Annotated in this window: 16 protein-coding genes, 1 pseudogene and 1 riboswitch; of the genes and pseudogenes, 15 read left to right on the top strand and 2 right to left on the bottom strand. The window is 64.3% G+C overall.

The genetic code is table 11. The features are described 5' to 3' along the window. Window positions 1–9 precede the first annotated feature (9 nt). The 10 genes and pseudogenes from ACV22Z_RS23505 (at window position 10) to ACV22Z_RS23460 (ending at window position 14394) form a co-directional block, all read left to right on the top strand. The gene (locus tag ACV22Z_RS23505) at window positions 10–1443 is read left to right on the top strand and encodes an aldehyde dehydrogenase family protein (protein ID WP_448078663.1); all 1434 of its coding nucleotides are present in this window, start codon (window positions 10–12) and stop codon (window positions 1441–1443) included. Between the two features lie 230 nt (window positions 1444–1673). Further along, complete coding sequence (locus tag ACV22Z_RS23500) at window positions 1674–3257, top strand: Na+/H+ antiporter (RefSeq protein WP_448078662.1); 1584 nt, start codon at window positions 1674–1676, stop codon at window positions 3255–3257. A gap of 397 nt (window positions 3258–3654) precedes the next feature. Next, window positions 3655–4788: a hybrid sensor histidine kinase/response regulator gene (locus ACV22Z_RS23495; RefSeq protein ID WP_448078661.1), complete on the top strand. Its 1134-nt coding sequence runs from the start codon at window positions 3655–3657 to the stop codon at window positions 4786–4788. A gap of 155 nt (window positions 4789–4943) precedes the next feature. Then, on the top strand, window positions 4944–6620 hold the full coding sequence (locus tag ACV22Z_RS23490; protein WP_448078660.1) for a methyl-accepting chemotaxis protein: 1677 nt from the start codon (window positions 4944–4946) through the stop codon (window positions 6618–6620). After that, on the top strand, window positions 6617–7186 hold the full coding sequence (locus ACV22Z_RS23485; RefSeq protein ID WP_448078659.1) for a chemotaxis protein CheW: 570 nt from the start codon (window positions 6617–6619) through the stop codon (window positions 7184–7186). The genes ACV22Z_RS23490 and ACV22Z_RS23485 overlap by 4 nt, the downstream gene beginning before the upstream one ends. Next, window positions 7183–8607, top strand: a complete 1425-nt coding sequence (locus tag ACV22Z_RS23480) for a CheR family methyltransferase (protein WP_448078658.1) — start codon at window positions 7183–7185, stop codon at window positions 8605–8607. The genes ACV22Z_RS23485 and ACV22Z_RS23480 overlap by 4 nt, the downstream gene beginning before the upstream one ends. Before the next feature lie 108 nt (window positions 8608–8715). Then, window positions 8716–8946 (top strand): annotated as a pseudogene (locus tag ACV22Z_RS23475) (chemotaxis protein CheB); the annotation flags it as partial. A 39-nt stretch (window positions 8947–8985) separates the two neighbouring features. Then, a riboswitch (Fluoride riboswitch) is annotated at window positions 8986–9098 on the top strand. An 81-nt stretch (window positions 9099–9179) separates the two neighbouring features. Continuing rightward, window positions 9180–10418 carry a voltage-gated chloride channel family protein gene (locus ACV22Z_RS23470; RefSeq protein WP_448078657.1) on the top strand — a complete coding sequence of 413 codons (1239 nt, stop codon included), beginning with the start codon at window positions 9180–9182 and terminating at the stop codon, window positions 10416–10418. An 824-nt stretch (window positions 10419–11242) separates the two neighbouring features. Continuing rightward, complete coding sequence (locus ACV22Z_RS23465) at window positions 11243–13570, top strand: YjbH domain-containing protein (RefSeq protein ID WP_448078656.1); 2328 nt, start codon at window positions 11243–11245, stop codon at window positions 13568–13570. A gap of 83 nt (window positions 13571–13653) precedes the next feature. Next, window positions 13654–14394 carry a carboxypeptidase-like regulatory domain-containing protein gene (locus tag ACV22Z_RS23460; protein WP_448078655.1) on the top strand — a complete coding sequence of 247 codons (741 nt, stop codon included), beginning with the start codon at window positions 13654–13656 and terminating at the stop codon, window positions 14392–14394. A gap of 102 nt (window positions 14395–14496) precedes the next feature. Here the strand turns inward: ACV22Z_RS23460 and ACV22Z_RS23455 are convergent, their stop codons facing one another. Further along, window positions 14497–16359 carry an ABC transporter ATP-binding protein gene (locus ACV22Z_RS23455; protein ID WP_448078654.1) on the bottom strand — a complete coding sequence of 621 codons (1863 nt, stop codon included), beginning with the start codon at window positions 16357–16359 and terminating at the stop codon, window positions 14497–14499. 126 nt (window positions 16360–16485) lie between these two features. Continuing rightward, window positions 16486–16803, bottom strand: coding sequence for a hypothetical protein (locus ACV22Z_RS23450; protein WP_448078653.1), 318 nt, complete (start codon window positions 16801–16803; stop codon window positions 16486–16488). 105 nt (window positions 16804–16908) lie between these two features. Between ACV22Z_RS23450 and ACV22Z_RS23445 the strand changes: the two genes are divergently transcribed. From ACV22Z_RS23445 to ACV22Z_RS23425, 5 genes are all read left to right on the top strand, one after another. Next, window positions 16909–17790, top strand: a complete 882-nt coding sequence (locus ACV22Z_RS23445; RefSeq protein ID WP_448078652.1) for a Dyp-type peroxidase — start codon at window positions 16909–16911, stop codon at window positions 17788–17790. Between the two features lie 756 nt (window positions 17791–18546). Then, the gene (locus tag ACV22Z_RS23440; protein ID WP_448078651.1) at window positions 18547–19533 is read left to right on the top strand and encodes a helix-turn-helix domain-containing protein; all 987 of its coding nucleotides are present in this window, start codon (window positions 18547–18549) and stop codon (window positions 19531–19533) included. A 591-nt stretch (window positions 19534–20124) separates the two neighbouring features. Beyond that, a complete protein-coding gene (locus tag ACV22Z_RS23435) occupies window positions 20125–21240 on the top strand; it encodes a glycosyltransferase family 4 protein (protein WP_448078650.1) in 1116 nt (371 codons plus the stop codon). Further along, window positions 21237–22430, top strand: coding sequence for a glycosyltransferase family 4 protein (locus ACV22Z_RS23430; protein WP_448078649.1), 1194 nt, complete (start codon window positions 21237–21239; stop codon window positions 22428–22430). The genes ACV22Z_RS23435 and ACV22Z_RS23430 overlap by 4 nt, the downstream gene beginning before the upstream one ends. A 66-nt stretch (window positions 22431–22496) precedes the next feature. Beyond that, complete coding sequence (locus ACV22Z_RS23425) at window positions 22497–23699, top strand: putative glycoside hydrolase (RefSeq protein WP_448078648.1); 1203 nt, start codon at window positions 22497–22499, stop codon at window positions 23697–23699. Window positions 23700–23731: the final 32 nt, after the last annotated feature.

The following is a 23731-nucleotide window of genomic DNA, read 5'->3' as shown; positions in this document are numbered from 1 at the left end:
AGACGTTCCATGCTGAAGGAAACCTATCCGTATTACCTGGCCAACGTTGCCGTGTACGCGAACACCGATCTCGAGGTGACGGACAAGTACAGCGGCGAAGTGGCGACGCGCGTCGCACTCGCCGACGCGAAGGCGATCGATGCGGCGATCGGCGCGGCGGTTGCCGCCGCGAAGCCGATGCGCGAGCTGCCGGCATACAAGCGGCAGGCCGTGCTCGACCACTGCGTCGCACGCTTTCGCGAGCGCTTCGACGAGCTGGCTGAGGCGCTGTGCATCGAGGCCGGCAAGCCGATCAACGATTCGAAGGGCGAAGTGACGCGGCTGATCGACACGTTCCGCGTCGCGTCCGAGGAATCGGTGCGGATCGACGGCGAGGTGATCAACCTCGAGATCTCCGCGCGTGCGCAGGGCTACACGGGCTATACGAAGCGCGTGCCGATCGGCCCGTGCTCGTTCATCTCGCCGTTCAATTTCCCGCTGAACCTCGCCGCGCACAAGGTCGCGCCCGCGCTCGCGGCCGGCTGCCCGTTCGTGCTGAAGCCGGCGAGCCGCACGCCGATCGGCGCGCTGATCATCGGCGAAGTGCTCGCGGAAACCGACCTGCCGAAGGGTGCGTTCTCGGTGCTGCCCGCGCATCGCGACGGCGCGGACCTGTTCACGACGGACGAGCGCTTCAAGCTGCTGTCGTTCACGGGCTCGCCCGCGGTCGGCTGGGCGCTGAAGGAGAAGGCCGGCAAGAAGAAGGTCGTGCTGGAGCTGGGCGGCAACGCGGCCGCGATCGTCGACGCGGACCAGCGCGACCGGCTCGACTACGTGGTCGACCGGCTCGCGTTCGGCGCGTTCTATCAGTCGGGCCAGAGCTGCATCGGCGTGCAGCGGATCCTCGTGCACGCTGACCTGTACGACGCGCTGCGCGACAAGCTGATCGCAAAGACGCGTTCGCTGAAGATGGGCGACCCGAAGGATCCGGCGACGTTCGTCGGCCCGATGATCTCCGAATCCGAATCGCGCCGGCTCGAAGGGTGGATGAACGCGGCCGTCGCGGCGGGCGCGAAGATCGTCGCGGGCGGCAAGGTCGACGGCGCGATGTTCGAGGCGACGCTGCTGGAGAACGTTGGCCGCGATCAGGACCTGTACCGGAAGGAAGCGTTCGGCCCCGTTGCGATCCTCGAGAAATTCGACGCTTTCGACGATGCGCTCGCGTGCGTGAACGACAGTGACTTCGGGCTGCAGGCCGGCGTGTTCACCGATTCGCTCGCGCACACGCAGCGCGCGTGGGACGAGCTCGACGTAGGCGGTGTGGTGATCAACGACGTGCCGTCGTTCCGTGTCGACAACATGCCGTACGGCGGCGTGAAGGATTCGGGCCTCGGCCGCGAAGGGATCCGCTATGCGATCGAGGACATGACCGAGCCTCGCCTGATGGTCGTGCGGCGCAGGTAGCGCGCGGCGGCCCGGGAAGTCTCGCGGCATGCAGGCCGGCGTCGGAACCGGCCTTGCATGCCGCGTTTCGTTTCGGCCACGCGTCGAATGCCGATCGATGCCTGGCGTACACGTCACGCGTTCGCCGCGCATCCTCGACTGCATGGGGGCGTCGTGATGTAATCGCGCGACACGGCGGCCGGGGTCCGACTCCCGGCCGCCGGCGGATTATTTCCTCGCGAGGTCGTTTCATGTCCCCCGTCTCGGCATTCAAGCTGGTTCTGTTGTCATTCCTCGCGATTGTTGCACTCGAATGCATCGCGAAGCGCGTGCGCTTGCCGCCCGCCGCAGCGCTGCTCGTCGGCGGCATCGGCATCGCGTTCATTCCGGGTCTGCCGCCGATCAACCTCGATCCCGAACTCGTGCTGGTCGTATTCCTGCCGCCGCTGCTGATGGACGGCGCGTATTTCTCCGTGTGGGAGGAATTCAAGCGCAACGTGGGCGGCATCCTGCTGCTCGCGATCGGCGCGGTGGCCTTCACGACGCTCGCGGTCGGGCTCGCCGTGCACTGGGTCGTGCCGTCGCTGCCGTGGGCAGCCTGTTTCGCGCTCGGCGCGATCGTGTCGCCGCCCGACGCGGTCGCGGCGAAGGCCGTGCTCGAGCGCGTCGCGCTGCCGCGCCGGCTGATGGTGCTGCTCGAAGGGGAGAGCCTGCTGAACGACGCGGCGGGCCTCGTGCTGTTCCGCTTCGCGGTCGTCGCCGCGCTGACCGGCGCGTTCAGCTTCCAGCATGCGCTCGTCGGCTTCGCGGAACTGGGGATCGGCGGCGTCGTGGTCGGCTTCGTGATCGGCTGGCTCGTCGTGCGGTTCCTGAAACTGCTCGACGACGATTACCTCGTGATCACCGTCGCAGTGCTGTCGGGCTGGATCGGCTACATCGCCGGCGAAATGCTCGAGGTGTCCGGCGTAATCGCGACCGTCGTGGTCGGCATGATGCTCGGCTGGCACCAGCACGAGGTGTTCTCGGCGGCGGTGCGCACGCGCGCCACCGCGTTCTGGCAGGTCATCGTGTTCCTGCTCGAAGCGCTTGTGTTCGTGCTGATCGGCCTGTCGCTGCGCGGCGTGATCCACCGGCTCGGCGGCTTCGAACAGGTGATCGGCACGATGATGCCGGCCGTGCTCGCGGTGCTGGCCTCGGTGGTCGTGTCGCGATTCGTGTGGATCTATGCGGTCGAGGCGCTGAAGTGGCCGGCGCGCGTACTGACGCGCAGCCGGTGCTGGCCCGACTGGAAAGCCGCGACGGTGATGAGCTGGGCGGGGATGCGCGGCGTCGTGACGCTCGCGGTCGCGTTGTCGCTGCCCGAAGCGATGCCGGGCCGCGACCTGATCCTCGTTGCCGCGTTTGCGGTGATCCTCGTCACCGTGCTGCTGCAGGGCACGACGATCGGCCCGCTGATCCAGCTGCTGCGGCTGGCGCAGCATCCCGCGAATGCCGGGCCTCACCTGACCGAGCCGCAGGCGTGGGCGCGCGTCGAGGCCGCGCAGCTCGCGGCGATCCAGCCGCTGGTGCGCGATGCGAACGGTGTCGTGATCCACCCGCGCCTGCTCGAGCAGTACACGTACCGCGCGGAACTGACGCAACGGGTGCAGAACGAGCCCGCGTATCCGGAAAGCGCGCGCACCGCGCACTACGACGTCGTGCTGGCCGCGATCGCGGCGGGCCGCGCGGAACTGCTGCGGCTGCATCGCTCCGGCCAGATCCACGACGAAATGCTGCACGCGCTCGAACGCGATCTCGATCTGCAGGAAGTGTCCGCGCAGCACGCACGCGGCTGAACGCCGGGCGGCGGCGGGCGCTTCGATTCCGCATCACCTCATTGCGTTTGCCTCGGCGCGGCTTTGCCGCCTTGCAGCGCGTGCAAGCATGCCCGCGGCGGCTGCATCGCGACGCGCGATTTCAACCCGGAAAATGGTCCCGTTTAACCGAACGCGACGCATTTCGCGAATTTGGCAAAACCGGCATGGGACTAGATGGATGCTTGGTTCTAATTTCATTTAGAATCAGCCGGTTATTTTTATTGAGAGACGCGGCGGGGGAAGGCGTGCGAGCGGCGACGGGGAAAATCGGCGCTCGCCGCCCCGCAAGGCAATGCCGACGGGCCAGATCGGCAAATACAGAGAGGTCTCTCTTCCGTAAAAATAAGATTGTGTTTAAGTCGGATAAACAACTCTCATGAAAGAATCGATTGGATATTCGGCGCATGAAACGGAATTTATGAAAGAATCGAACGAGGAAAACCCATCGGATTGTCTTGAATCCGGGTTATCGGTCCTGCTCGTCGACGATCAACCGTTCGTCGGCGAAGTGATCCGCCGCGCGCTGCGCGGCGAGCACGACATCGACCTGCATATTTGCACCGACGCGCAGCGCGCGATGACCGTCGCGCGCGACGTGAAGCCGACGGTGATCCTGCAGGATCTCGTGATGCCGAACATCGACGGTCTCGACCTCGTCCGCGCGTGGCGCGCGGACGCGGGCACCGCACGCGTGCCGATCATCGTGCTGTCCGCGAAGGAAGAGCCGGTTGTCAAGCGCGAGGCGTTCGTCGCCGGCGCGAACGACTATCTGGTCAAGCTGCCCGACGCGATGGAGCTGACGGCGCGCATTCGCTACCATTCGAATTCCTATCTGATGTCGCGCCAGCGCGACGAGGCGCTCGATTTCCTGTCGCACGATATGCGTTCGCCGCAGACGTCGATTCTCGCGCTGCTCGACGTGTACCGCGCCGAGCATGGCGACATGCCGCCGATCATGGAGCGGATCGCGGGCCACGCGCGCCGCGCGCTCGCGCTCGCCGACGGCTTCATCCACCTGACCCGTGCGCAATCGGAGCGGCGCGCGCACGATGTCGTCAGCCTCAACGAGATCGTGCTCGACGCCGTCGACCAGCTGTGGGAGAAGGCGGCCGGGTTCGGCAGCCGGGTTGCCGCGCAGGTGCCCGATGCCGAATGCGTGACGATGGGCGACCGGATGATGCTGACGCGCGCGGTCGCGAACCTGATCGACAACGCGCTGAAGTACGGCCCGGCCGGCACGGACGTGCATTGCGCGCTGAGCGGCGACGGCGGCGCGTGGCTGATCGGCGTCGAGGACGCCGGCTCCGGCATCGCGCCCGCGCAGCGCGCGTCGGCGACCGAATCGTTCGTGCGCCTCGAGTCCGCGCACGGCGCGGCGCGCGCCGGCTTCGGCCTCGGGCTCGCGTTCGTCCGCGCGACCGCCGCGCGGCACCGCGGCCAGATCCTGATGCGCAATACCGCGCGCGGCTTCATGGTCGCGCTCCGGCTGCCGGCGCAAGCGGAACGGTGAGCCGGCGCTGCGGCGCGCTTCGTGCCGGCCGCACCGCGCGCGTCATCGCCCGATCCTCATGTGACCGTGCCGCACCGTTGCGGCGGGCGCGGCTTCGGGCGCAGTCCTTTTCCGCAGTCTTTTTTCAATGCTGATTCTGAAAGCCCACAACGAACATGGCTACCGTGACGCCCAGCGCGACCAATGAAAGCTTGCATCCGACGATCGGCGGTGTCCGGCTGACGCTCGGCAACCGCATCCTGCTCAGCTTCGGCGTGCTGTTCGTGCTGATGCTGCTGACGGCCGGCGTGTCCTACGATCGGCTGCGCGCGATCAACAGCGAAGCGGTCAGCATCGAGCGCGACTCGCTGCCGGGCGTGTATCTCGCGTCGTCGTTGCGCGCGTCGGTCAACGAGTCGTTCGTGCGGCTGCAGCAGGCGACCTTCGTCGAGACCGATCCCGAGGCCGTGCACCGCGAACTCGCGAAGATCGGTGAGGCGACGAAGGAGATCGACGCGCTGTCGGTCGACTATCAGAACTCGATCTTCCGCGAGGAGGATCGCGCGCGTTTCGTGTCGTTTCGCGCCGCGTACGACCGCTACCTGCCGCTCCTGATCGACGCGGTACAGAAGAACGGCGCATCGCGCGACGAGGCGCTCGCCGCCTATGCGCGCACGGTGCCCGCGTGGAGCGAGGCCGTGCGCGGCGCGAACACGATGGTCCAGGAAAACCGCAAGTTCGCGGACCAGTCCGCGAAACTGATCCGCGAATCGGTGCAGGGCACCGAGATCGTGCTGGCGGTCGCGCTGGCCGCCGTGCTGCTGATCGCGCTCGCGCTCGGCTACGGGCTGTACCGGTCGATCACGGTGCCGATGGCGCGGCTCGTCGGCGTGCACGACGCGATGCGCACCGGCAACCTCACGCAGCGCCTCGACCTGCGCCGCCACGACGAATTCGGCACGCTGCAGGGCGGCTTCAACCGGATGGCCGACGAACTGGCCGAGCTCGTCGCGCGCGCGCAGCAATCGTCGCTGCAGGTGACGACGTCGGTTGCCGAGATCGCGGCGACGTCGCGCGAGCAGCAGGCGACCGCGAACGAGACGGCCGCGACGACAACCGAGATCGGCGCGACGTCCCGCGAGATCTTCGCGACGTCGCGCGACCTGCTGAGCACGATGAACGAGGTCGCCGGCGTGGCCGAGCAGTCGGCGACGCTCGCGGGCGTGAGCCAGAGCGGCCTCACGCGGATGGGCGAGACGATGCGCAGCGTGATGGACGCGGCGGGGTCGGTGAACGCGAAGCTCGCGATCCTGAACGAGAAGGCGCTGAACATCAACCAGGTCGTCGCGACGATCACGAAAGTCGCCGACCAGACCAACCTGCTGTCGCTGAACGCGGCGATCGAAGCCGAGAAGGCCGGCGAGTACGGCCGCGGCTTTGCGGTCGTCGCGACCGAGATCCGCCGCCTCGCCGACCAGACGGCGGTGGCGACCTACGACATCGAACAGACGGTGAAGGAAATCCAGTCGGCGGTGTCGGCCGGCGTGATGGGGATGGACAAGTTCTCCGAGGAGGTGCGGCGCGGGATGCTCGACGTGCAGCAGGTTGGCAGCCAGTTGTCGCAGATCATCGCCGAGGTGCAGACGCTCGCGCCGCGCTTCCAGATGGTCAACGAAGGGATGCAGACGCAGGCGAGCGGCGCCGAGCAGATCACGCAGGCGCTGTCGCAGCTGTCGGAAGCCGCGCAGCAGACGGCCGAATCGCTGCGCCAGTCGTCGCAGGCGATCGATGACCTGACGCGTGTCGCGAGCCAGCTGCGCACCAGCGTGTCGCGCTTCAAGGTCGACGCGTGATGCGCGCGGACGCCCAGCACGGCGCGCATGCGCTGTTCCTGCTGTTCGATCTGGACGGCGAGCGCTACGTGCTCGACGCCGCCGGCATCGACGCGGTGCTGCCGCTCGCGACCACGAAGGCGGTGCCTGGCGCGCCCGCGTGGATCGCCGGGTTGCTGATGTGCGGTGACGTGCCGGTGCCGGTGATCGACGTGCCGATGCTTGCGCTCGGCCGGCCTGCGCAGGCATTGCGCTCGACGCGGCTCGTGATGGTCCGCTATCGCGCGAACGGTGTGAACGGTGTGAACGGGGTGAACTGTGTGAACTGTGTGAACGGCGCGAACGGCGCGGAGGCCGGCGAGCGCGTGCTCGGCCTGATCGTCGAGCGCGCGACGCAGACGATGCGGATCGACCGCGGCGCGTTCCGCACGACCGTCGTCGCGACACCGCGTACGCGCTGGCTCGGCCCGATCGCGAACACGCCGGACGGCATCGTCCAGCAGGTGTCGGTGTGCGACATGATCGACGCGGTCGCGCGGCTGCACCTGTTCGACGACACGTCCGGCCCCGGAGGGCTGCCAGCATGAGGATCGGCGATTCGCGTTTTCATACGTGGGTGCTGCGCGAGACGGGCATCGATCCCGACTCGCTCGGCAGCGATTTCCTGATGCGCGCGGTGGCCGAGCGTATCCACGCGACGCAGGCGACGGACGGCGCGCGCGTGCCGTCTGCCGCGCGGCCGCCCGTGTCGCCGGAGGCGCTCGATGCGTACTGGCAGCGCCTCAACGCGAGCTCGGACGAGCGGCGCGCGCTGATCGAGCTGATCGTCGTGCCGGAAACCTGGTTCTTCCGCGATCGCGAGGCATTCGTGACGCTCGCGCGGCTCGCGCTCGAGCGGCTCGCCGCGCATCCGACACGCGTGGTGCGCGTGCTGAGTGCGCCATGCTCGACCGGCGAGGAGCCGTTTTCGGCGGCGATGGCGCTGCTCGATGCAGGGCTCGATCCGGCCCGCTTCTCGATCGACGCGCTCGACCTGAGCGACAATGCGCTCGAGCACGCGCGGCGGGGCCGGTACGGGCGCAATGCGTTCCGCGGGAGCGCGATGGAATTTCGCGCGCGGCATTTCGTGCCGGTGGCGGACGGCTGGCTGCTCGACGAGCGCGTGCGCGCGTGCGTGCAGTTCCGGCAGGCGAACCTGATCGAGCCGCTCGGCGACGGGGGCGCCCGCTACGATTTCGTGTTCTGCCGCAACGTGCTGATCTATTTCGAGCGCGATGCGCAGGACCGCGTGATCCGTTCGCTTGCGCACCGCCTCGCCGACGACGGGATGCTGTTCGTCGGGCCGGCCGAGACCGGGGTCGCGATGCGGCACGGGCTGCGCTCCGCGCGGATTCCGCTCGCGTTTGCGTTCCAGCGGCCGCGCGCCGCCGACCGGCTCGCCGATGGGTTCGCCGGCGGGTTCGCAAACGGGTTCGCCGGCGGCGTCGCCGGCAGCTTTCCCGGTGGGTTCGCCGTGACGCGGCCCGCCGCGCCCTACCGCCGGACCGAACGGTACGCGGCGGCGCGCATCGCAGCGGCGCGGGCGGCGCAGCCGGCATGGCTCGACGGGACGCGGCGCCCGTTCGTGCCGGCAGTGGAGCGCGCAGCCGGCGAACGCGACAAGCGTGCGCCGGCGGATGCCGAAGCGCGGCCGGCCAGCGCCGATGCGCCGACGCTGGAAGACGCACAGGCGCTCGCGAACGCGGGCGCGTTCGACGAAGCCGAGCGCGCGCTCGCGCGCTTCACGGACTGCGTCGGGCCGCACGCGGAAGCGTTCTATCTGCATGGATTGATTGCGGACGCACGGGGGCGTGCCTCGGAAGCCGGCGATTTCTATCGCAAGGCGCTGTATCTGCGGCCGACGCATCACGAAGCGCTCACGCATCTCGCGACGCTGCTCGACGTCGGCGGCGACCGCGCGGGCGCGCAATGGCTGCTCGAGCGCGCGCGGCGCTCGGCAGGACAATGAACGAACCAGCGTCGTGCGACGTACGCCGGCATGAGAAGAGGACATGATGAACCGCGAGGCCGTTGACCTGACCGACGTGGCGATCGCCGTCGACGACTGCTGGAACCGGAGGGCGATGCGATCGGCGTGCTGCTGACGGGGATGGGGCGCGATGGCGCGCTGGGCCTGAAGGCGATGCGCATGAAGGGCTGCTACACGATCGCGCAGGACGCGGCGACGAGCGCCGTGTACGGGATGTCGAAGGCGGCCGCCGCGATCGATGCGGCGTGCGCGATCCTGCCGCTCGACCGGATCGCGCCGCAGTTGGTCGCCCGCGTGGCGCGCAAGCCGCGCGTCTGACGGCCCGCGTTGCACGCCACGCTGGCCGTCACGTACAATGCGCGCTTCGGAGATGGCATGCCTCCCCGGGGCCCGCGCCCGCTCGCGATGAGCACGCACCGGCCCTCAACCGCCGGCAGTCCGACTGCTCGGCTGATGATGCCTGCGCGTTCCTGGGTACGGGAGGTCGCAGGCCGTCCATGCGGTGTTCTGCCGCCCAGGTTTGGTGTTCTGTCGAATCTGGAAATCACCCGATGTTCAACACTTCCGCCGACCTTTTCGCGACCGCGCGCTACGTGTGCCGCTGGCTCGCGCTCTCGGTGCTGCTCGGCGCGCTCGCCGGGTCCGCGTCCGCGCTGTTCCTGATCGCGCTCGACTGGGCGACCGGCACGCGCGTCGCGCACCCGTGGCTGGTGTGGGGGCTGCCCGCGGCGGGCTTCGCGACCGGCTGGGTCTATCACCGCTTCGGCCAGTCGGTCGCGCGCGGCAACAACCTGCTGATCGACGAGATTCACGACCCGAAGGCGCTCGTGCCGAAACGGATGGCGCCGCTCGTGCTCGTTGCGACCGTCGTCACGCATCTGTTCGGCGGCTCGGCCGGGCGCGAAGGCACGGCCGTGCAGATGGGCGGCGCGCTCGCCGATCGCGTCACGCACCTTTTTCGCCTCGACCGCGAGCATCGCCGCGTGCTGCTGATGGGCGGGATCGCGGCGGGTTTCGCGTCGGTGTTCGGCACGCCGCTCGCCGGCGCGGTGTTCGGGCTCGAAGTGCTCGCGATCGGGCGCGTGCGTTACGACGCGCTGCTTGCATGTGTCGCGTCGGCGATCGTCGCGGACGCCGTGTGCCGGTTGTGGGGCGTGCATCACACCGTGTATGCGATCCCGTTCGTGCCGCCCGTCACGGCGGCGGGGCTCGCCGCGACGGTCGTCGCGGGTGTGGCGTTCGGCGTCGTCGGCCGGCTGTTCGCGCATGCGACGCATGCGCTGTCGGCGCTGTTTCGCCTGCGCGTCCGCCATGCGCCGCTGCAGCCGGTGGTCGGCGGCGTGCTCGTCGCGGCCGCGGCGACCGCGCTGAACGTGCCGCAGTATCTCGGCCTCGGCATCCCGACGATCGAGGCGGCGTTTCACGGCCCGTTGCCGCTTTACGATTTTGCGGGGAAATTCGTGTTTACCGTCGTCACGCTCGCATCGGGCTTCAAGGGCGGCGAGGTGACGCCGCTGTTCTATATCGGCGCGACGCTCGGCAATGCGCTGGGCCAGCTGCTCGCGCTGCCGGTGCCGATGCTCGCGGGGCTCGGCTTCGTCGCGGTGTTCGCGGGCGCGGCCAATACGCCGATCGCTTCGACCATCATGGCGATCGAGCTGTTCGGCGCGGATATCGGCGTGTATGCAATCGTCGCGTGTGTCGTCGCGTATCTGTTTTCCGGGCACGCGGGGATTTATCGGGCGCAGCGGGTGGCGGTCGGGAAGGGCGCGCAGGGGGCGGGCGATTGACGCGTGTCGCGAACCGCGCGCGACGCGAGCCGGAATGCGTGGAGGGCTGGCGAAGCGCATGGGTGTGCACGGGCAGTCGCCCTCGGATTGAACGGGGTGCCGCGCCGCGAATATCCGTTCGGAAAATGACGAATTTACGACGGGCGTTGCAATTTCCTGCATCCACCTTGCAGTCAAAATACCTTTACGGTACGCTCAGCCACGGCTCGGCTTACCGTATTTGCGTGGTTTCCGGCAAGAGAAGCGCGTTGCGGTGATTGGAATTTTCACGCAACGCCTGACTGTCGATCGAATTGTTTCTTTGGCGTGCCTTGCCTGAATTTCAAGATAACTATTTGATGTGTTTGGGGATTTGTCGGATGAGGTCAACAAAAAGAACGTTCGCAGGCAGGTATGCGTGTTGTCCGGCTACATCGGTCACGTAACGGAAAGAAACTGAAGAGAAGATGGCAGCCTGTTCGAGGCTGCCCGGGAGCGGGGTGGGAAAAGAAGGCCGGGCGATGCCAACCGGCTGCTCGCATGCCTGTTTTCGGGTTTCGAACCGGCAGTTCTGATCATCCTGTCGTCGACGATCGTGCCAGTCGAGCGACGCGGGTCGGGGCTGCATGCGCGCGTGCCCATGCATCGCGATGTCATATTGGCGGTATCGGCGAATCGGTTCCGGGATTAACGATCTGACGGGGGGATTACGCATGATCGGCGATGGCGTCGTGCAAGCAGACGTATGGAGATGACGAGACTTGACGGCCCAGGGGTGGTCGTTCGTCGTGCCGTGGCGTTTGCGGGATTCGCAATACAACCAGAAGCGTTTCCACAACAGATAAATGACAATGCGATTTCGCACGCAGTCAATTAAAAAAAGACCGATTGCCGCGGTAGCCGGCGCGGCATTTGCCTTATCCGCACCCGTTCATGCCGCCGGCCAGCCGACGCTGACTTCGCTTGGGCAATCGGGCGGACTCGTGATTCCGTACGGCTTTACGCTGCCGGAAGGGACATTCGAAGGGCAATACAACAACTATATTGATCCGCGCTTCGGCAAGAAAACGACGAGCTCGGATATCGTTTGGGGCGCGGTGGGGCTGTTCCCGTACGTCGAAGTGTCGGGCGGGCTGGCGAATTACGTGGGTAACGTGCCAGCGGCGTTTCCCGGGTTTGATCACATCATCTTTCGACACTTGATGGCGAACGTCAAGGTCGCGATCCCGAAGTTCTTCAAATATCAGCCGGACATCGCATTCGGCGTCAACGACATCGGCGGGCAGTCGCATTTCTTCCGGTCCAAGTACGGTGTCGTGTCGCAGGATCTCGGGCCGGCTACCTTGACGGTCGGCTATGGCCAGGGCGACCGGCTCGACGGCGTCTTCGGCGGTGCGGAGCTTCGGCTGTGGCAGACCGGGCTGTCGCTGCTCGCGGAGCACGATTCGAAAACGCCGTACGCGGGGATTCGCTACCACTCGCCGCCGATCAAGTGGCTGGCCGACGCAAGCATCGTCGGAACGGTCATGCGTTCGCTCAAGGATACGAACGGCATCGCCGCGCGCACGTCGTTTTCGATCGGCGTGCAGATTCCGCTGGGCAAGCGGTTCGATGCGGCGCGTTGCGGCGACGGTTTGTGTGGGGAAACTCCCGCCGCGGCGGTGCAGGCCACGTCGACTGATGATGCACGGCCGGCAGAGGAGGTCGTGCCGCAATCTGCCGCCCGATTGGCGGCATTGGGTTCATTCTCGCGCGTTACCCCCGCCACGCAACCGGTCACGAGCGCCATGTCGTTGCGCGACGACCTCGACATGCGTTCGCCTCTCCCACCGCCGGTTTTCGTGAAGACGGCTGCGCAGGCAACCACCGTCGCGTCAGTGCCCGACGCCGTGCCGGATCCGGCATCGCTTGATACGATCGTGCACGTGCTGACGGCGGCCGGCCTCGAGCGCGTGCGCGCCGGGATCGTCGGCACAGACCTGATCGTCGAATACGAGAACCACCGCTATAACCAGAACGAAGCGGATGCGCTGGGCATCGCGCTCGGCGCGGCCGTCGAGCATGCACCGAAAGGTGTCGAAACCGTGCGCGTCGTGATCAAGAAGACGAACGAGCCGGTGGGCGAAGTGACCGTCGCCCGCGCGGCCTATGCGCAATTCGTCGAGGGTGGTTCGCCGAATGCCGTCGGCGCGTCGCTGTCGATGCGCACCCGTCCGACCCATGATGCAGATTCCGTCGCATGGGCCGGCAATGCCCGCGCGCACGGCCTTGTGCGAATCCAGATCGCACCGGTCACGAGCTATCTGTACGGAACCGACTACGGCAATTTCGACTATTCGGTCGGCGCCAACATCCAGGGATTTGTGCCGCTATGGCGTGGCGCGGAGCTGTATTCGAGCGTGATCGTTCCACTTGCGAACAGCAAGAACCTGGACAACGGCCAGGTGTACAGCCAATACCGGCTGCGGGGCGGCTTGTCGTCGGTTGCGCTGGTGCAGAGCTTCTGGATCGCGCCGCGCGTATTCAACGTCACGGCGCTCGGCAAGTTCAATCTCCAGTATCTCGGCGTCGAGAACGAGACGACCGCATTCGTGCCGGGTCGCCCGGACATGGTGCGACTGAAGCTGGCCTATCTGCATCGTGAGCCGGGCAAGGACGCGCTCCCGGACGTGAAGAACGCGCTCCTCACGTACCGGTGGGTGCAGCCGTCGTGGAAGATGTGGGTGGAAGCGGGCGTTGCGCGTTACATCGGCGGCGACAAGGGGCCGCTGATCACGGTGACGCGCTGGTTCGACGACGTGGCCTTCAGCGTCCAGGGGTGGCACAGCGGCCGGGGTTCGTTCGCCGGGGTGACCGTCAGCTTCCCGCTGACGCCGCGTCAGGGCATGAAGGCGGGAATCGTTCAGGTCAACGGGCCCGAGCAGTTCGGCCTCAGCTTCCGCACGCGGGTCGGCTCGACGAACTATATCGCCGCGGACGGTGCGGAAAACCTGGGCTTTGCATACAACACGCAGCAATTCCTGCTTAACAGCGGGCGCTTCAGTGCCGATTACTTCGCGACCCAGCTTTACCGGATGCGCGATGCATACAAGCGGTATGCACCCCCTGCGGCAGGCGAGACGGGGCAGGGCGGCGGGACGACGCAGGTGCGGGGAGACGGCACGCAACAGTAGGCCGATTGCGTGTTCGACGCAATCAATGATCGAGGGACCGGAGAGTCCTCAGACTGACCGAGTAGACCTTACGGAGATTGGTAATGAAGAAAATCAAGATTGTGGCAGAGAGGGCGTTGCAGATTGGTACGCTGGTGCTGGCGGCCAGTACGCTTGCAGCGTGTGGCGAAGGTGGCAGCGACGGTTCGAGCGGCGGATCATCGACACCGCAGTCGGCCACGATCAGCGGCACCGCCGCGACCGGCGCGCCGATGGCGAACGCGTCGATCACGATTGCGTGCAAATCGGGCAACAGTGCCGGTACGGCCAACGCGAATGGCGCATACTCGCTGACGTTCGTGCTCACGGGCCCGTGCGCGATCACGGGCACCAATGGGACGACTACGCTCCATTCGTTCGCGAGCGGCGGCGGCACGTTCAACGTGACGCCTTTGACGGAACTTCTGCTGATCTATCTTGCGGCGGAACTCGGCACGGATCTGAACGGGCTGCTGACTGGCCTCGCAAGCAACTCGACGTACCAGAGTGCGCTGACCAACAGCTCGACGATCGCTGCCGCGCAGAATGGCGTCGCTGGGGTCCTCAAGACGAAGTACGGCATCACCCTTTCGACGAACGCCTTCCTCACGACCGCGTTTACGCCTGGCCAACCCGGCCAGGATGCGGACCTCGACACGCTGAAGTCCAAGGGTGTGGTGACGAGCAATGGCCAGCTGTCGGCATCGGTGACGTCTGACGTGGCGTCGGCCGGTACGGCGGCGCGCCAGCCGACCGGCGGCACGGGCGGTAGCGGCGGCAGCGGCGGCAGCGGCGCACCGGCGTGATGCACGGGCCCGCGCTCCGTCAGCGAGCGCGGGCCGCGTGCCTGCATGACCGAATTCCGAATCACCGGCCCAGGCGCGCTGCGTGCGTGCCTGGGCCATATGCTATGCCTCGGCCGGCTGCCCCAGTCCGCGCGCATCGACGGCGTGTTGGCCAGCCGGCTCGTGGGCCAGCCCCTTCGCGAGCTCCAGCGCCTGCCGCTCGAACAGTCGGCGGTACACGCCGCTTTCGATCCGGATCAGCGCATCGTGGCTACCTTCCTCGATTACCTTGCCGCGATCGAGCACGAGCAGCCGGTCGAGCGCGCGCACGGTCGACAGCCGATGCGCGACGACGAGCGTCGTGCGGCCTTCCATCAGCCGTTCCATTGCCTGCTGGATCAGCACCTCGCTCTCGCTGTCGAGGCTCGACGTCGCTTCGTCGAGAATCAGGACCGGCGCGTCTGCGAGGAACGCACGCGCAATCGCGACGCGCTGCCGCTCGCCACCCGACAGCTTGATCCCGCGCTCGCCGACGAGCGTGTCATAGCCGTCCGGCAGCACCGCGATGAAATCGTGCGCACTCGCGAGCCGCGCCGCGCGTTCGATGTCGGCGCGGCTCGCGCCCGGACGCGCATACGCGATGTTCTCCGCGAGCGTGCGGTGGAACAGCACCGGCTCCTGCTGGACGATCGCGATCTGGCTGCGCAGCGACTCCTGCCGCACCTGCGCGATGTCCTGGCCGTCGATCGTGATGCGGCCGCCGCCCACGTCGTACAGGCGCTGGATCAGCTTGATGAACGTCGTCTTGCCGGACCCCGAATGCCCGACGAGGCCGATCCGCTCGCCCGGCGCGATGCGCATCGAGAAGTCGTCGTAAAGCGGCACCGGATGGTTGCCGTAGCGGAACGTCACATGCTCGAAGCGGATCTCGCCCTGCGTAATGCGGATCGGCTGCGCACCCGGCTGGTCGTCGACGCCGAGCGGCTGGCGCTCGAGCTCGACGAGTTCTTCCATGTCGTTGACCGACCGCTGCAGGTTGCGGATGTGCAAGCCGATGTCGCGCAGGTAGCCCTGCAGCATGAAAAACATCGTCAGCGCGAACGCGATGTCGCCGATGCTCGCCTTGTCGTTCAGCCACAGGTCGAGCGCAACGCCGATCATCGCGGCCTGGAGCGCGACGAGCATCGCGCCTTGCAGGCCGCCGTTGAACGTGCCGCGCATCCACGAGCGCCGCGTGCGCTTCTGCCACTTGCCGATCACGCGCGACAGCCGCGCTTCCTCGCGGCCCTCGGCGCCGAACGCCTTGACGACCGTGTTGCAGCTCACCGCGTCGGCGAGCGCGCCGCCCATCCGCGTGTCCCACATGTTGCCGAGCCGCGCGGCGGGCGCGACGAAGCCGAGCGACATCGAGACCGTCACGGCGATGTACAGCAGCGAGCCGACGCCGATGACGAGCCCCATCACCGGCCAGTGCCAGCCGAGCAGCAGGGTAGCGCCCGTGAGCATCGCCAGTGACGGCAGCAGCGCGATCAGCAGCGTGTCGTTCAGCAGGTCGATCGCCCAGATTCCGCGCGTGATCTTGCGCACCGTCGAGCCGGCAAAGCTGTTCGCGTGCCAGTCGGTCGAGAAGCGCTGCACGCGATGGAACGATGCAGCGGCGATGTCGCCCATCATCTTCAGCGTGAGCGCGATGATGTTCAGGTAGACGCCTTGCCGCAGCAGCGTCGCGCCGATGCCGAGCGCGACGAGCGTGCCGAATGCCGACAACGCCGCATGCCAGGCGGCCGCCTTGTCGGTGAGCCCGGTCGACAGCGCGTCGACGAGGCGGCCGGCGAACAGCGGCGTGAGCACGTCGGCCAGCGCGACGAGCAGCGCGCACGCGGCGACGGCGAGGATGCGCACCGGTTGCTTGCGCCAGTAGTGGAAGGTGAAGCCGAAAACGGCCTTGAACGCATGGCCGCCCAGGTCGGTGGTTTTTCTGATCATGTGTCGTTGCCCGGCGCATCGCGCGACGGGACTTTCCGGTTCAGAGAACGTCGAAAACGCAACAGCCGGACCCGCGCATGGGACGCGAATCGAGTGGAACGAGCTGTCGGGAAGATGCGCGGGCCGTCAGGCGCCGGCGCGAACGGCTGGCTGGATCAGCTGCGCCGTGAGACCACGTTCGGGAAGGCGGATTGCATTCGGAACATCTGCACCTCCCTGAAGTGAATGGTTGAAAAGATGAAAAGGCGTCGAAAAGACGTGAATCGATTCTATCAGCAGAATTCGGCCGACTGCAATGTCTGACGAATGGCACGTTGCCGTGCCGAGACGTTTTAAATCAGCATTTCGGCCCCGATTTCGCGTGATCCGACGCGGCGCGACATGCCGCGCGAGCGACGCGCCGTCGTGCGAGTCTGCGCCGACGCTCAGCGGGTGCGTGCGCATCGATTACACTGCATGGCTGCGCGCGCCATGCGACGGCCGGACGAGGCCGGGCGCGAGCCGGCCCGAGCGGCCATCGCAGATTCACGACACATTCCTGGGGAAACGATGAGCGACGTTCAGCAAGGCATTCTGGCTCCGATCGATGCGGCGGCCCGATACCTCACTTTCACGATTTCCAACGAAGACAACGTCGCCGCGGCGCTCGTCGCGCTGCGCGAAGTCGTCAACGGACGCGATACCGTCGTCGGTTTCGGCCATTCGCTCGCGGTGCGCGTCGGGCGGCCGATTGCCGGCCTGACCGAGTTTCCGGCCTTCGCCGTGAACGACCGGCCGCTGCCGGCGACGCCGGCCGACGTGTGGGTGTGGCTGCGCTCCGACGATCGCGGCGAGATCACGCTGCGCGCACGGGCGATCGAGCGGCTGCTCGCACCCGCGTTTGCGCTTCAGGATGCAGTCGATGCGTTCCGCTATGCGAACGATCGCGACCTGTCCGGCTACGAAGACGGCACCGAGAACCCGACCGGCGACGATGCAGTTGTGGCGGCGATCGTGTCGGGGCAGGGCGCGGGGCTCGACGGCGCGAGCTTCGTCGCGGTCCAGCAGTGGCTGCACGACTTCGACCAGATGGAAAACATCCCGTCGGACGACATGGACAACATCATCGGGCGTCGCAAGTCGGACAACGAGGAACTCGACGACGCGCCGGCATTCGCGCACGTGAAGCGCACCGCGCAGGAGAGCTTCGAACCCGAAGCGTTCATGGTGCGCCGGTCGGCGCCGTGGTCGGATGCGCGCCGCGCGGGCCTGTATTTCGTCGCGTTCGGCCACTCGTTCCGCGCGTTCGACGTGCAGATGCGCCGGATGAGCGGCGCGGACGACGGGATCGTCGACGGCCTGTTCCGCTTCACGCGGCCGTTGACGGGCGCGTATTTCTGGTGCCCGCCGATGAAGAACGGCAAGCTGGATCTGTCCGTGTTGGGTTTGTAAGCACCGCGCCGAGGATCGACTGACAGGCGGGCTGCGCGAAACGCGCAGCCCGCCTGTTTCATTTTGCGGAGGCGGTTGCGCTGACGCGCCGTAGCGCAGCGTCGTTTCGATGTGCGTGCCGCGCTTGATGAAGACGGTGAGCGGGAAAGAGAGGCCGCGGCGCGACCGATGTCCCCAGCAAACCCCATCATGCGGCGGCTCCGGCGCTACGGCGCATGATGGGCTCGCTGTTGTACACGACGAAATCGATTACGCGGAACGGGTTGAGAATGAGGCCGCAATTGGCGGTCAAGGGCTGTGGCGCAAATGGATGCGGCGGTCGATTTAAATCGGGCGTGCCTATTCGTTGCGCGATAAATATACCCCGCATGATAAATGCAGGTACATAGGGCCAGATGTGTATTTTTTTCCGATTTGGCATTGATGCGCGTTCTCGCCCCTGGGGAAATCGTTTGCGTCCCGGCGCGCGCTCTTGGGATATCACCAAATTTTATTAATTAATATCGAAACGGCATGAGGCTCGCCCGACGATTCATGCGGGCAGGTCGGCCCTACGTCAACGGGATCGGGCTGACAAGCGCCCCCTGTACCGATCCGCCACAATGTGGTGCATGCCAGACAATTCTTTCAAAATAGTTCCAAACAAGATATGATTCGACGGCTTGGGACGGGGTATCGCCCCCGTTCCTGAAATGCTTTGAAATACACAAGAAGCGATGAATCTGAGAGAAGCGGTAAGGACCGGGGGCGGGGGGAGTGGATGCAAATGGTCAACGTGACGTAGTCTTATTTTTAAGCGCGGGATTTTCGCTGGATCGGGCCGGGCGACTTGTTGAAGCATTCAATATTGCGAACTGCTTGCCGAATGTCGACGGCGCTTACCGGATGCAATTTGTTTCCGCAAGCGGTGATCTGATTCAGTCATCGTCCGGCGTGCAGATTGCCACTGACGCGCTGGGCGACAAGCATTGCCGGCAGGTTTGTGCTTTTTTTCACCTGCACGGTGACGGTGAGATTATTTCCCTGGGGCAGGACCTCTTTCAGCGTCTGCGCGAAGTTCGGGCCAGCGCGCGGTGGGTTGTCGACGGAATGAGATTCGTGGCTGTTGGCGATTCGGGCTGGGCAGTGTCGGGCGAAGACGCGACGGCGGCCGTGCAACCGGATGACGTGGACGGTGCGGCGCAGCTGGCCGCAACGGACGACGCGTTGTTGACTGCGATGGACATGTTCCGGTGCGACCTTGGAGAGAATGTGGCGCAGGAAATCTCCCGCAGTGTGTCGGGGCTGGTCGATGAGCGGTTTGCGCGGTCGATGTGGGCCGTGCGCGAGTTGAGGGCGAGTCCGTCGATCCGCGCATCCGCACAGCGCTTGCGCATTCAGGGTACCGATCGCATTTCGATTGCCGACATCGCGCAATCTGCGTTGATGAGCGAGCGAAATTTCCTTCGACGCTTCAAGAAAGAAATCGGCGTGACGCCGACGGAGTTCGTGTTGGGGGTGCGCCTCGAGCGCGCTTGTCACATGCTGGTCTTTACGAACCTGCCGGCGGACAAGGTAGCGCGTCGTACCGGGCTGAGCAGCGGCGAGCGTCTTGCAAAGCTGTTTCGTCAACGGATGTCAATTTCGCCATTGGAGTACCGCATGGCAGAGCGGAGTCGCCTGGCAGGGAGCGGTACGTACGATGTCATGGTTCAGTCGGTCGTCAACGGTGCGGAAAATGTCAATGTCAATCGGACGGGTTAGCGAACGGAAATCTGGTTGGCGCACATTTCGATTTCAATTTCCCTGAAGGTTCACGAGTCATGCTTGATCATCGGTGGCGCGCCGATCGCAAGCGTTGGGTTGCGGCGTCGTGACACGGGATTGATTGTGCAATTGTCACGTTACGTGGCGGCGTGTGCGTTACGTAACCAGCCTTGCGGGAAAGTGTGCGAGAGCCTTCGGAGCAATGAAGGTGCTCTTGAGGTGGTGAATGTTGTGTGTTGATTTTGCTGAGATTTCTCTTTGCGCGGCGGGTGGATGCTGTTAGATCGCAAACATTGGCCTATTTCGTGCTTGCCATTTGCAAAGGGTTAATCAGATTGACTCAGGGATGAGCAAGAGTCCGATTCCTGGGGCGGAAAGTATCGGTGTTGGCCGGCTATTTGTCAGAGAAATGCCCGCGGCTGGCGGCCGGCGGGTTGCAGTTGGCGGTTGCGATGTTTCGAGTTGAATGAAGGCTTTTTTGATTGGATTCGATTCTGTCGAGTGCGGGGAATAATATCTGATCGTGCGAAGGTGCTTCTGGGTGATGATCCTTCTTGCGAGCAATAGAGGGGCAGTACGTCTGGCGATATGAATATTGTTCTGGTTATTGGGGCGCTTGGTGCAGGCGGAGCTGAGCGAGTGGCAGTGACTCTCGTCAATGCATGGGCAGCGCGCGGGGATTCCGTGACCCTGGTGTCGACCTATTCCGGGCGAGGGGAGTGCTTTTACCAAGTATCAGAAAAAGTCAGGATTGTTTATCTCGCTGATGTCGTTGGTACTACCCGGAAGGGTTTGGTTAGTTCAGTGAAGCGGTTTCTCGCGCTGCGGAAAATATTCCGTGAAAGTCGTGCCGATGTGCTGGTTTCATTTCTGTTGCACGTCAATACGGCGGCGATTGCGGCGAGTCGTTGGATTGGTATCCCGATTGTTGCATGCGAGCATAGCAATCCTGTTGCGTCGACCCGGACGCAAAAGCAAAAGCTCCTCGCACGGCTGCTATATCCAAAGGCTGATGTCCTGACCGTGTTGACAGAGGGCGTCGTGTCGCCGCTCAAGGCTGAAATTCCGCGGTTGGAGAATATCGCTGTCATGCCGAATCCGCTGCCCGAAGATGTCTTCTGTTTTCAGCGAACCGAGTCGGTGGCTGGCCGTAAGCGATTGATTGCAGTTGGGCGATTGCTGGAGTTGAAGCAGTTTGATCTATTGATTGAAATATTCTCGTCGCTGGAAAGTGATTTTCCTCAATGGGATCTCTATATTTGGGGCGAGGGCCCGCAACGCCCGGCGCTTGAGCAGCAGATTCGCGATCTTGGGCTGACTGACAGAGTGATCCTTGCCGGCTCCACTCAAGCGATCTGGTCTGAAATGTGCGCGTCGGACGCCTTTGCTCTTACTTCAGAGTTTGAAGGCTTGCCTATGGCAATGATGGAGGCCATGGCAATCGGGCTGCCGTGCGTGTCATTTGATTGCCCCAGTGGGCCGCGAGAATTGACTCGAAACGGGCAGGACGGGTTATTGGTTCCCCACGGTGACGTCGTGCAATTCCGTGAAGAATTGAAACGCCTGATGGGCGACCAAGTATTGCGGATGAGTATCGGGGGCAAGGGTGCTGCGTCCGTCCGCGCGCGATATTCGATCACTAACGTTTTGACGATGTGGGACCAGTTGTTTGCGCGAACAATAAAAGCGAGGGCCGTGTTATGAAAGTGGTGCACGTTATCACCTGCCTCGATCAAGGCGGGGCGGAGGCGGTTTTGTTCCGTCTGGCAACGTCGGCTTTTGGGCAAGCAAGCAGTCATACCGTAATTTCGCTTCAAGGTCCTGGGTTTTACGGGCCGAAACTTGCGAAGCATAACGTCGACGTCTATACGCTGGACATGCCTAAGGGCCGTGTCAGTCTGGGTGGTCTTGTTCGCCTCTTCTCGCTCATGCGTCGACTTCGCCCGGATGTCGTGCAGACCTGGATGTACCACTCCGATTTGATCGGTGGTGTTGTCTCGCGGCTAGCGGGTATTCGAAATATCGTGTGGGGCATTCGTCATGCGAACCTGGATAAGGACAAAAATTCGCGCATGACGTTGCTGGTTGCAAAGGCGTGTGCGACGTTGTCCCGCATGGTGCCGCACAAAATCGTCTGTTGTTCCGAACGCGCGGCTACAGTTCATGAGGCGGTCGGATACGACGCGAGTCGATTCGCACTGATTGCAAACGGCTACGATCTTTCGCGCTTCCGTTCAGATCCTGTCGCACGCGAGCGCATTCGCGCCGAGTGGGGAATCGACGGTGATCGGATCGTACTGGGTTGCGTGGCACGATGGGATGTTCAGAAGGATCATCCAAATCTGCTCCGTGCATTGGCGATCCTGCTTAAAAACGGATTCGACGGAGTATGCGTCCTCGTCGGCCCGGGAATGACGAAAGAGAATGAACGCCTCGTCGCACTCGTCAATGAATTGGGGGTTGGGGATCATGTGCGTCTGCTGGGTCCGCGTGACGACGTGCCGGCAGTGATGAACGCATTCGACGTCAACGTGTTGTCGAGTTCCGGCGAAGCCTTTCCCAATGTGCTGGCCGAGGCGATGGCGTGCGAGGTGCCGAGTGTCACAACGGATGTCGGTGATGCGAGCATGATCGTGGGCGATACGGGCTGGGTTGTCGAGCCGCAGAATTCAGTTGCGTTGGCCGATGGTATTGCGAAAGCAGTCGCTGACGTCTCAGGTCCGAATCGCGCCGCGCGTGCTGCGCGTTGTCGGCAACGCGTTTCCGACGAGTTTCAATTGTCGAAAATGGTCGGCGCCTACGAAGCAGTATGGTCATCGAACCGGAGGCCGAGTGCGCTGAAAGGCAGTCGACGAGCGGCGCGCGCACCGAGCTCTACTTCCGAAGGTGTTTGATCGAAGCGGGGGATGGGCGTATCGGCGCAATGCCCGATGCCGGGCATCGCCAACGTGGATTATTGAATGGTAAATAGCATGCATGAACGGTTGATGAGCGCGGCAGCAAAGGCATTGGTGATCGCGTTATGCGTCACGGCGGCAAACGTTTCGCACGGTGCCCAGCCCAGGAAGTTTTTGACTTTCTCCAGCTCGTTGAGTGACGACTGGATAAAAGCGCATGGCCGTGAATACGTTTATGTCTGGGGCGCAACCGACGGCGATGGGAAGAATCGCGATCGCGCGCGCGTTTGGGCAACCTATGCGCCGAACACCCAGCTGAGCAGCTATTTTCCGTATGGGCGGGACCCTGCTCGCCGGCCGCCAGCGGAATGGATAAGTACCCATCCGGAATGGATCCTTTATCAATGTGACGGCAAAACGATGGCGACGTTATTCGGCAATCCTATTGCCCCATTGGATATTTCGAATCCGGCCGTCGAGCGATGGCAAGTCAAGAACTTCGCTGCAGCCGAGCATGACAGTATTGCGCTGGACAACTTTGCCACTTCCAACGTAGAGCATGCGTGCGGCATTCAACGAGACGGACAGAGCGTAACGTTGTATTCGGCGGACAAGGGTGGGCAGAAAAAATTCGCAGAAACGAAAGTTGCATGGCTCGAACGTGTGACGAAGGCCGTTCATGCTCAAAAGAAGACGGTGACAATCAACTATCAGCTGGACTTGCCGCTTGATTCGCCGCTGCTCGAACGGATTGTCAACGCGACAGATGCGATTCTCGATGAAGAAGAGTATCCACTGCGCTCGAAATCGCGCTTTCAACAGTTGCTTGGATTTGCCTCAATGATGCAATCGAAGAACAAGCCGCTCTACACGATCTATCAAGTAAAAGACGTTACGCAAAATAACGTTCAGTCTGCAATGGCCGCGTACCTTGTCAATGCCTATGGAAAAAGTGCGATTGACGTAACGGGGGTCCAAGAATATGGCGGGGCGCGCGCCTATTTTGGATACGACAGAAACATCGGTGAGGCATGCGGGCCCTCCAAGTACGTCGATGGCTTTTATTCGAGAAAATATACGGGAGGGGTGGCTGTTTTGCGAGATCCAGCGAGCGGCACTGCAGTTTATAAGCCAGTTCTTGGGCTTGTCGACGTCGATGGCAATGCTGCGCGTCTCGCATATCCACTTGAGCCGGCGCAAGGGCTGGTTTTGTACAGGTCGTCGCCGGCGGCTTGCTCTGTCGTGAACGGAAAATCCGACGGGTAAGTGCGATTGATGCGCTACGGGGTAAATGTATC

The organism is Burkholderia sp. PU8-34, assembly GCF_053427725.1.
Note: the sequence above shows the minus strand (reverse complement) of the source record. Positions and strands in the feature narration are given on the sequence as shown.

Excerpts from the sequence above, each read along its gene's own strand:
- ACV22Z_RS23505 (WP_448078663.1), top strand. The coding sequence starts at position 10 with ATGCTGAAGGAAACCTATCCGTATTACCTGGCCAACGTTGCCGTGTAC.
- ACV22Z_RS23500 (WP_448078662.1), top strand. The coding sequence starts at position 1,674 with ATGTCCCCCGTCTCGGCATTCAAGCTGGTTCTGTTGTCATTCCTCGCG.
- ACV22Z_RS23495 (WP_448078661.1), top strand. The coding sequence starts at position 3,655 with ATGAAAGAATCGATTGGATATTCGGCGCATGAAACGGAATTTATGAAA.
- ACV22Z_RS23490 (WP_448078660.1), top strand. The coding sequence starts at position 4,944 with ATGGCTACCGTGACGCCCAGCGCGACCAATGAAAGCTTGCATCCGACG.
- ACV22Z_RS23480 (WP_448078658.1), top strand. The coding sequence starts at position 7,183 with ATGAGGATCGGCGATTCGCGTTTTCATACGTGGGTGCTGCGCGAGACG.
- ACV22Z_RS23470 (WP_448078657.1), top strand. The coding sequence starts at position 9,180 with ATGTTCAACACTTCCGCCGACCTTTTCGCGACCGCGCGCTACGTGTGC.
- ACV22Z_RS23465 (WP_448078656.1), top strand. The coding sequence starts at position 11,243 with ATGACAATGCGATTTCGCACGCAGTCAATTAAAAAAAGACCGATTGCC.
- ACV22Z_RS23460 (WP_448078655.1), top strand. The coding sequence starts at position 13,654 with ATGAAGAAAATCAAGATTGTGGCAGAGAGGGCGTTGCAGATTGGTACG.
- ACV22Z_RS23455 (WP_448078654.1), bottom strand. The coding sequence starts at position 16,359 with ATGATCAGAAAAACCACCGACCTGGGCGGCCATGCGTTCAAGGCCGTT.
- ACV22Z_RS23450 (WP_448078653.1), bottom strand. The coding sequence starts at position 16,803 with ATGCGCACGCACCCGCTGAGCGTCGGCGCAGACTCGCACGACGGCGCG.
- ACV22Z_RS23445 (WP_448078652.1), top strand. The coding sequence starts at position 16,909 with ATGAGCGACGTTCAGCAAGGCATTCTGGCTCCGATCGATGCGGCGGCC.
- ACV22Z_RS23435 (WP_448078650.1), top strand. The coding sequence starts at position 20,125 with ATGAATATTGTTCTGGTTATTGGGGCGCTTGGTGCAGGCGGAGCTGAG.
- ACV22Z_RS23430 (WP_448078649.1), top strand. The coding sequence starts at position 21,237 with ATGAAAGTGGTGCACGTTATCACCTGCCTCGATCAAGGCGGGGCGGAG.
- ACV22Z_RS23425 (WP_448078648.1), top strand. The coding sequence starts at position 22,497 with ATGGTAAATAGCATGCATGAACGGTTGATGAGCGCGGCAGCAAAGGCA.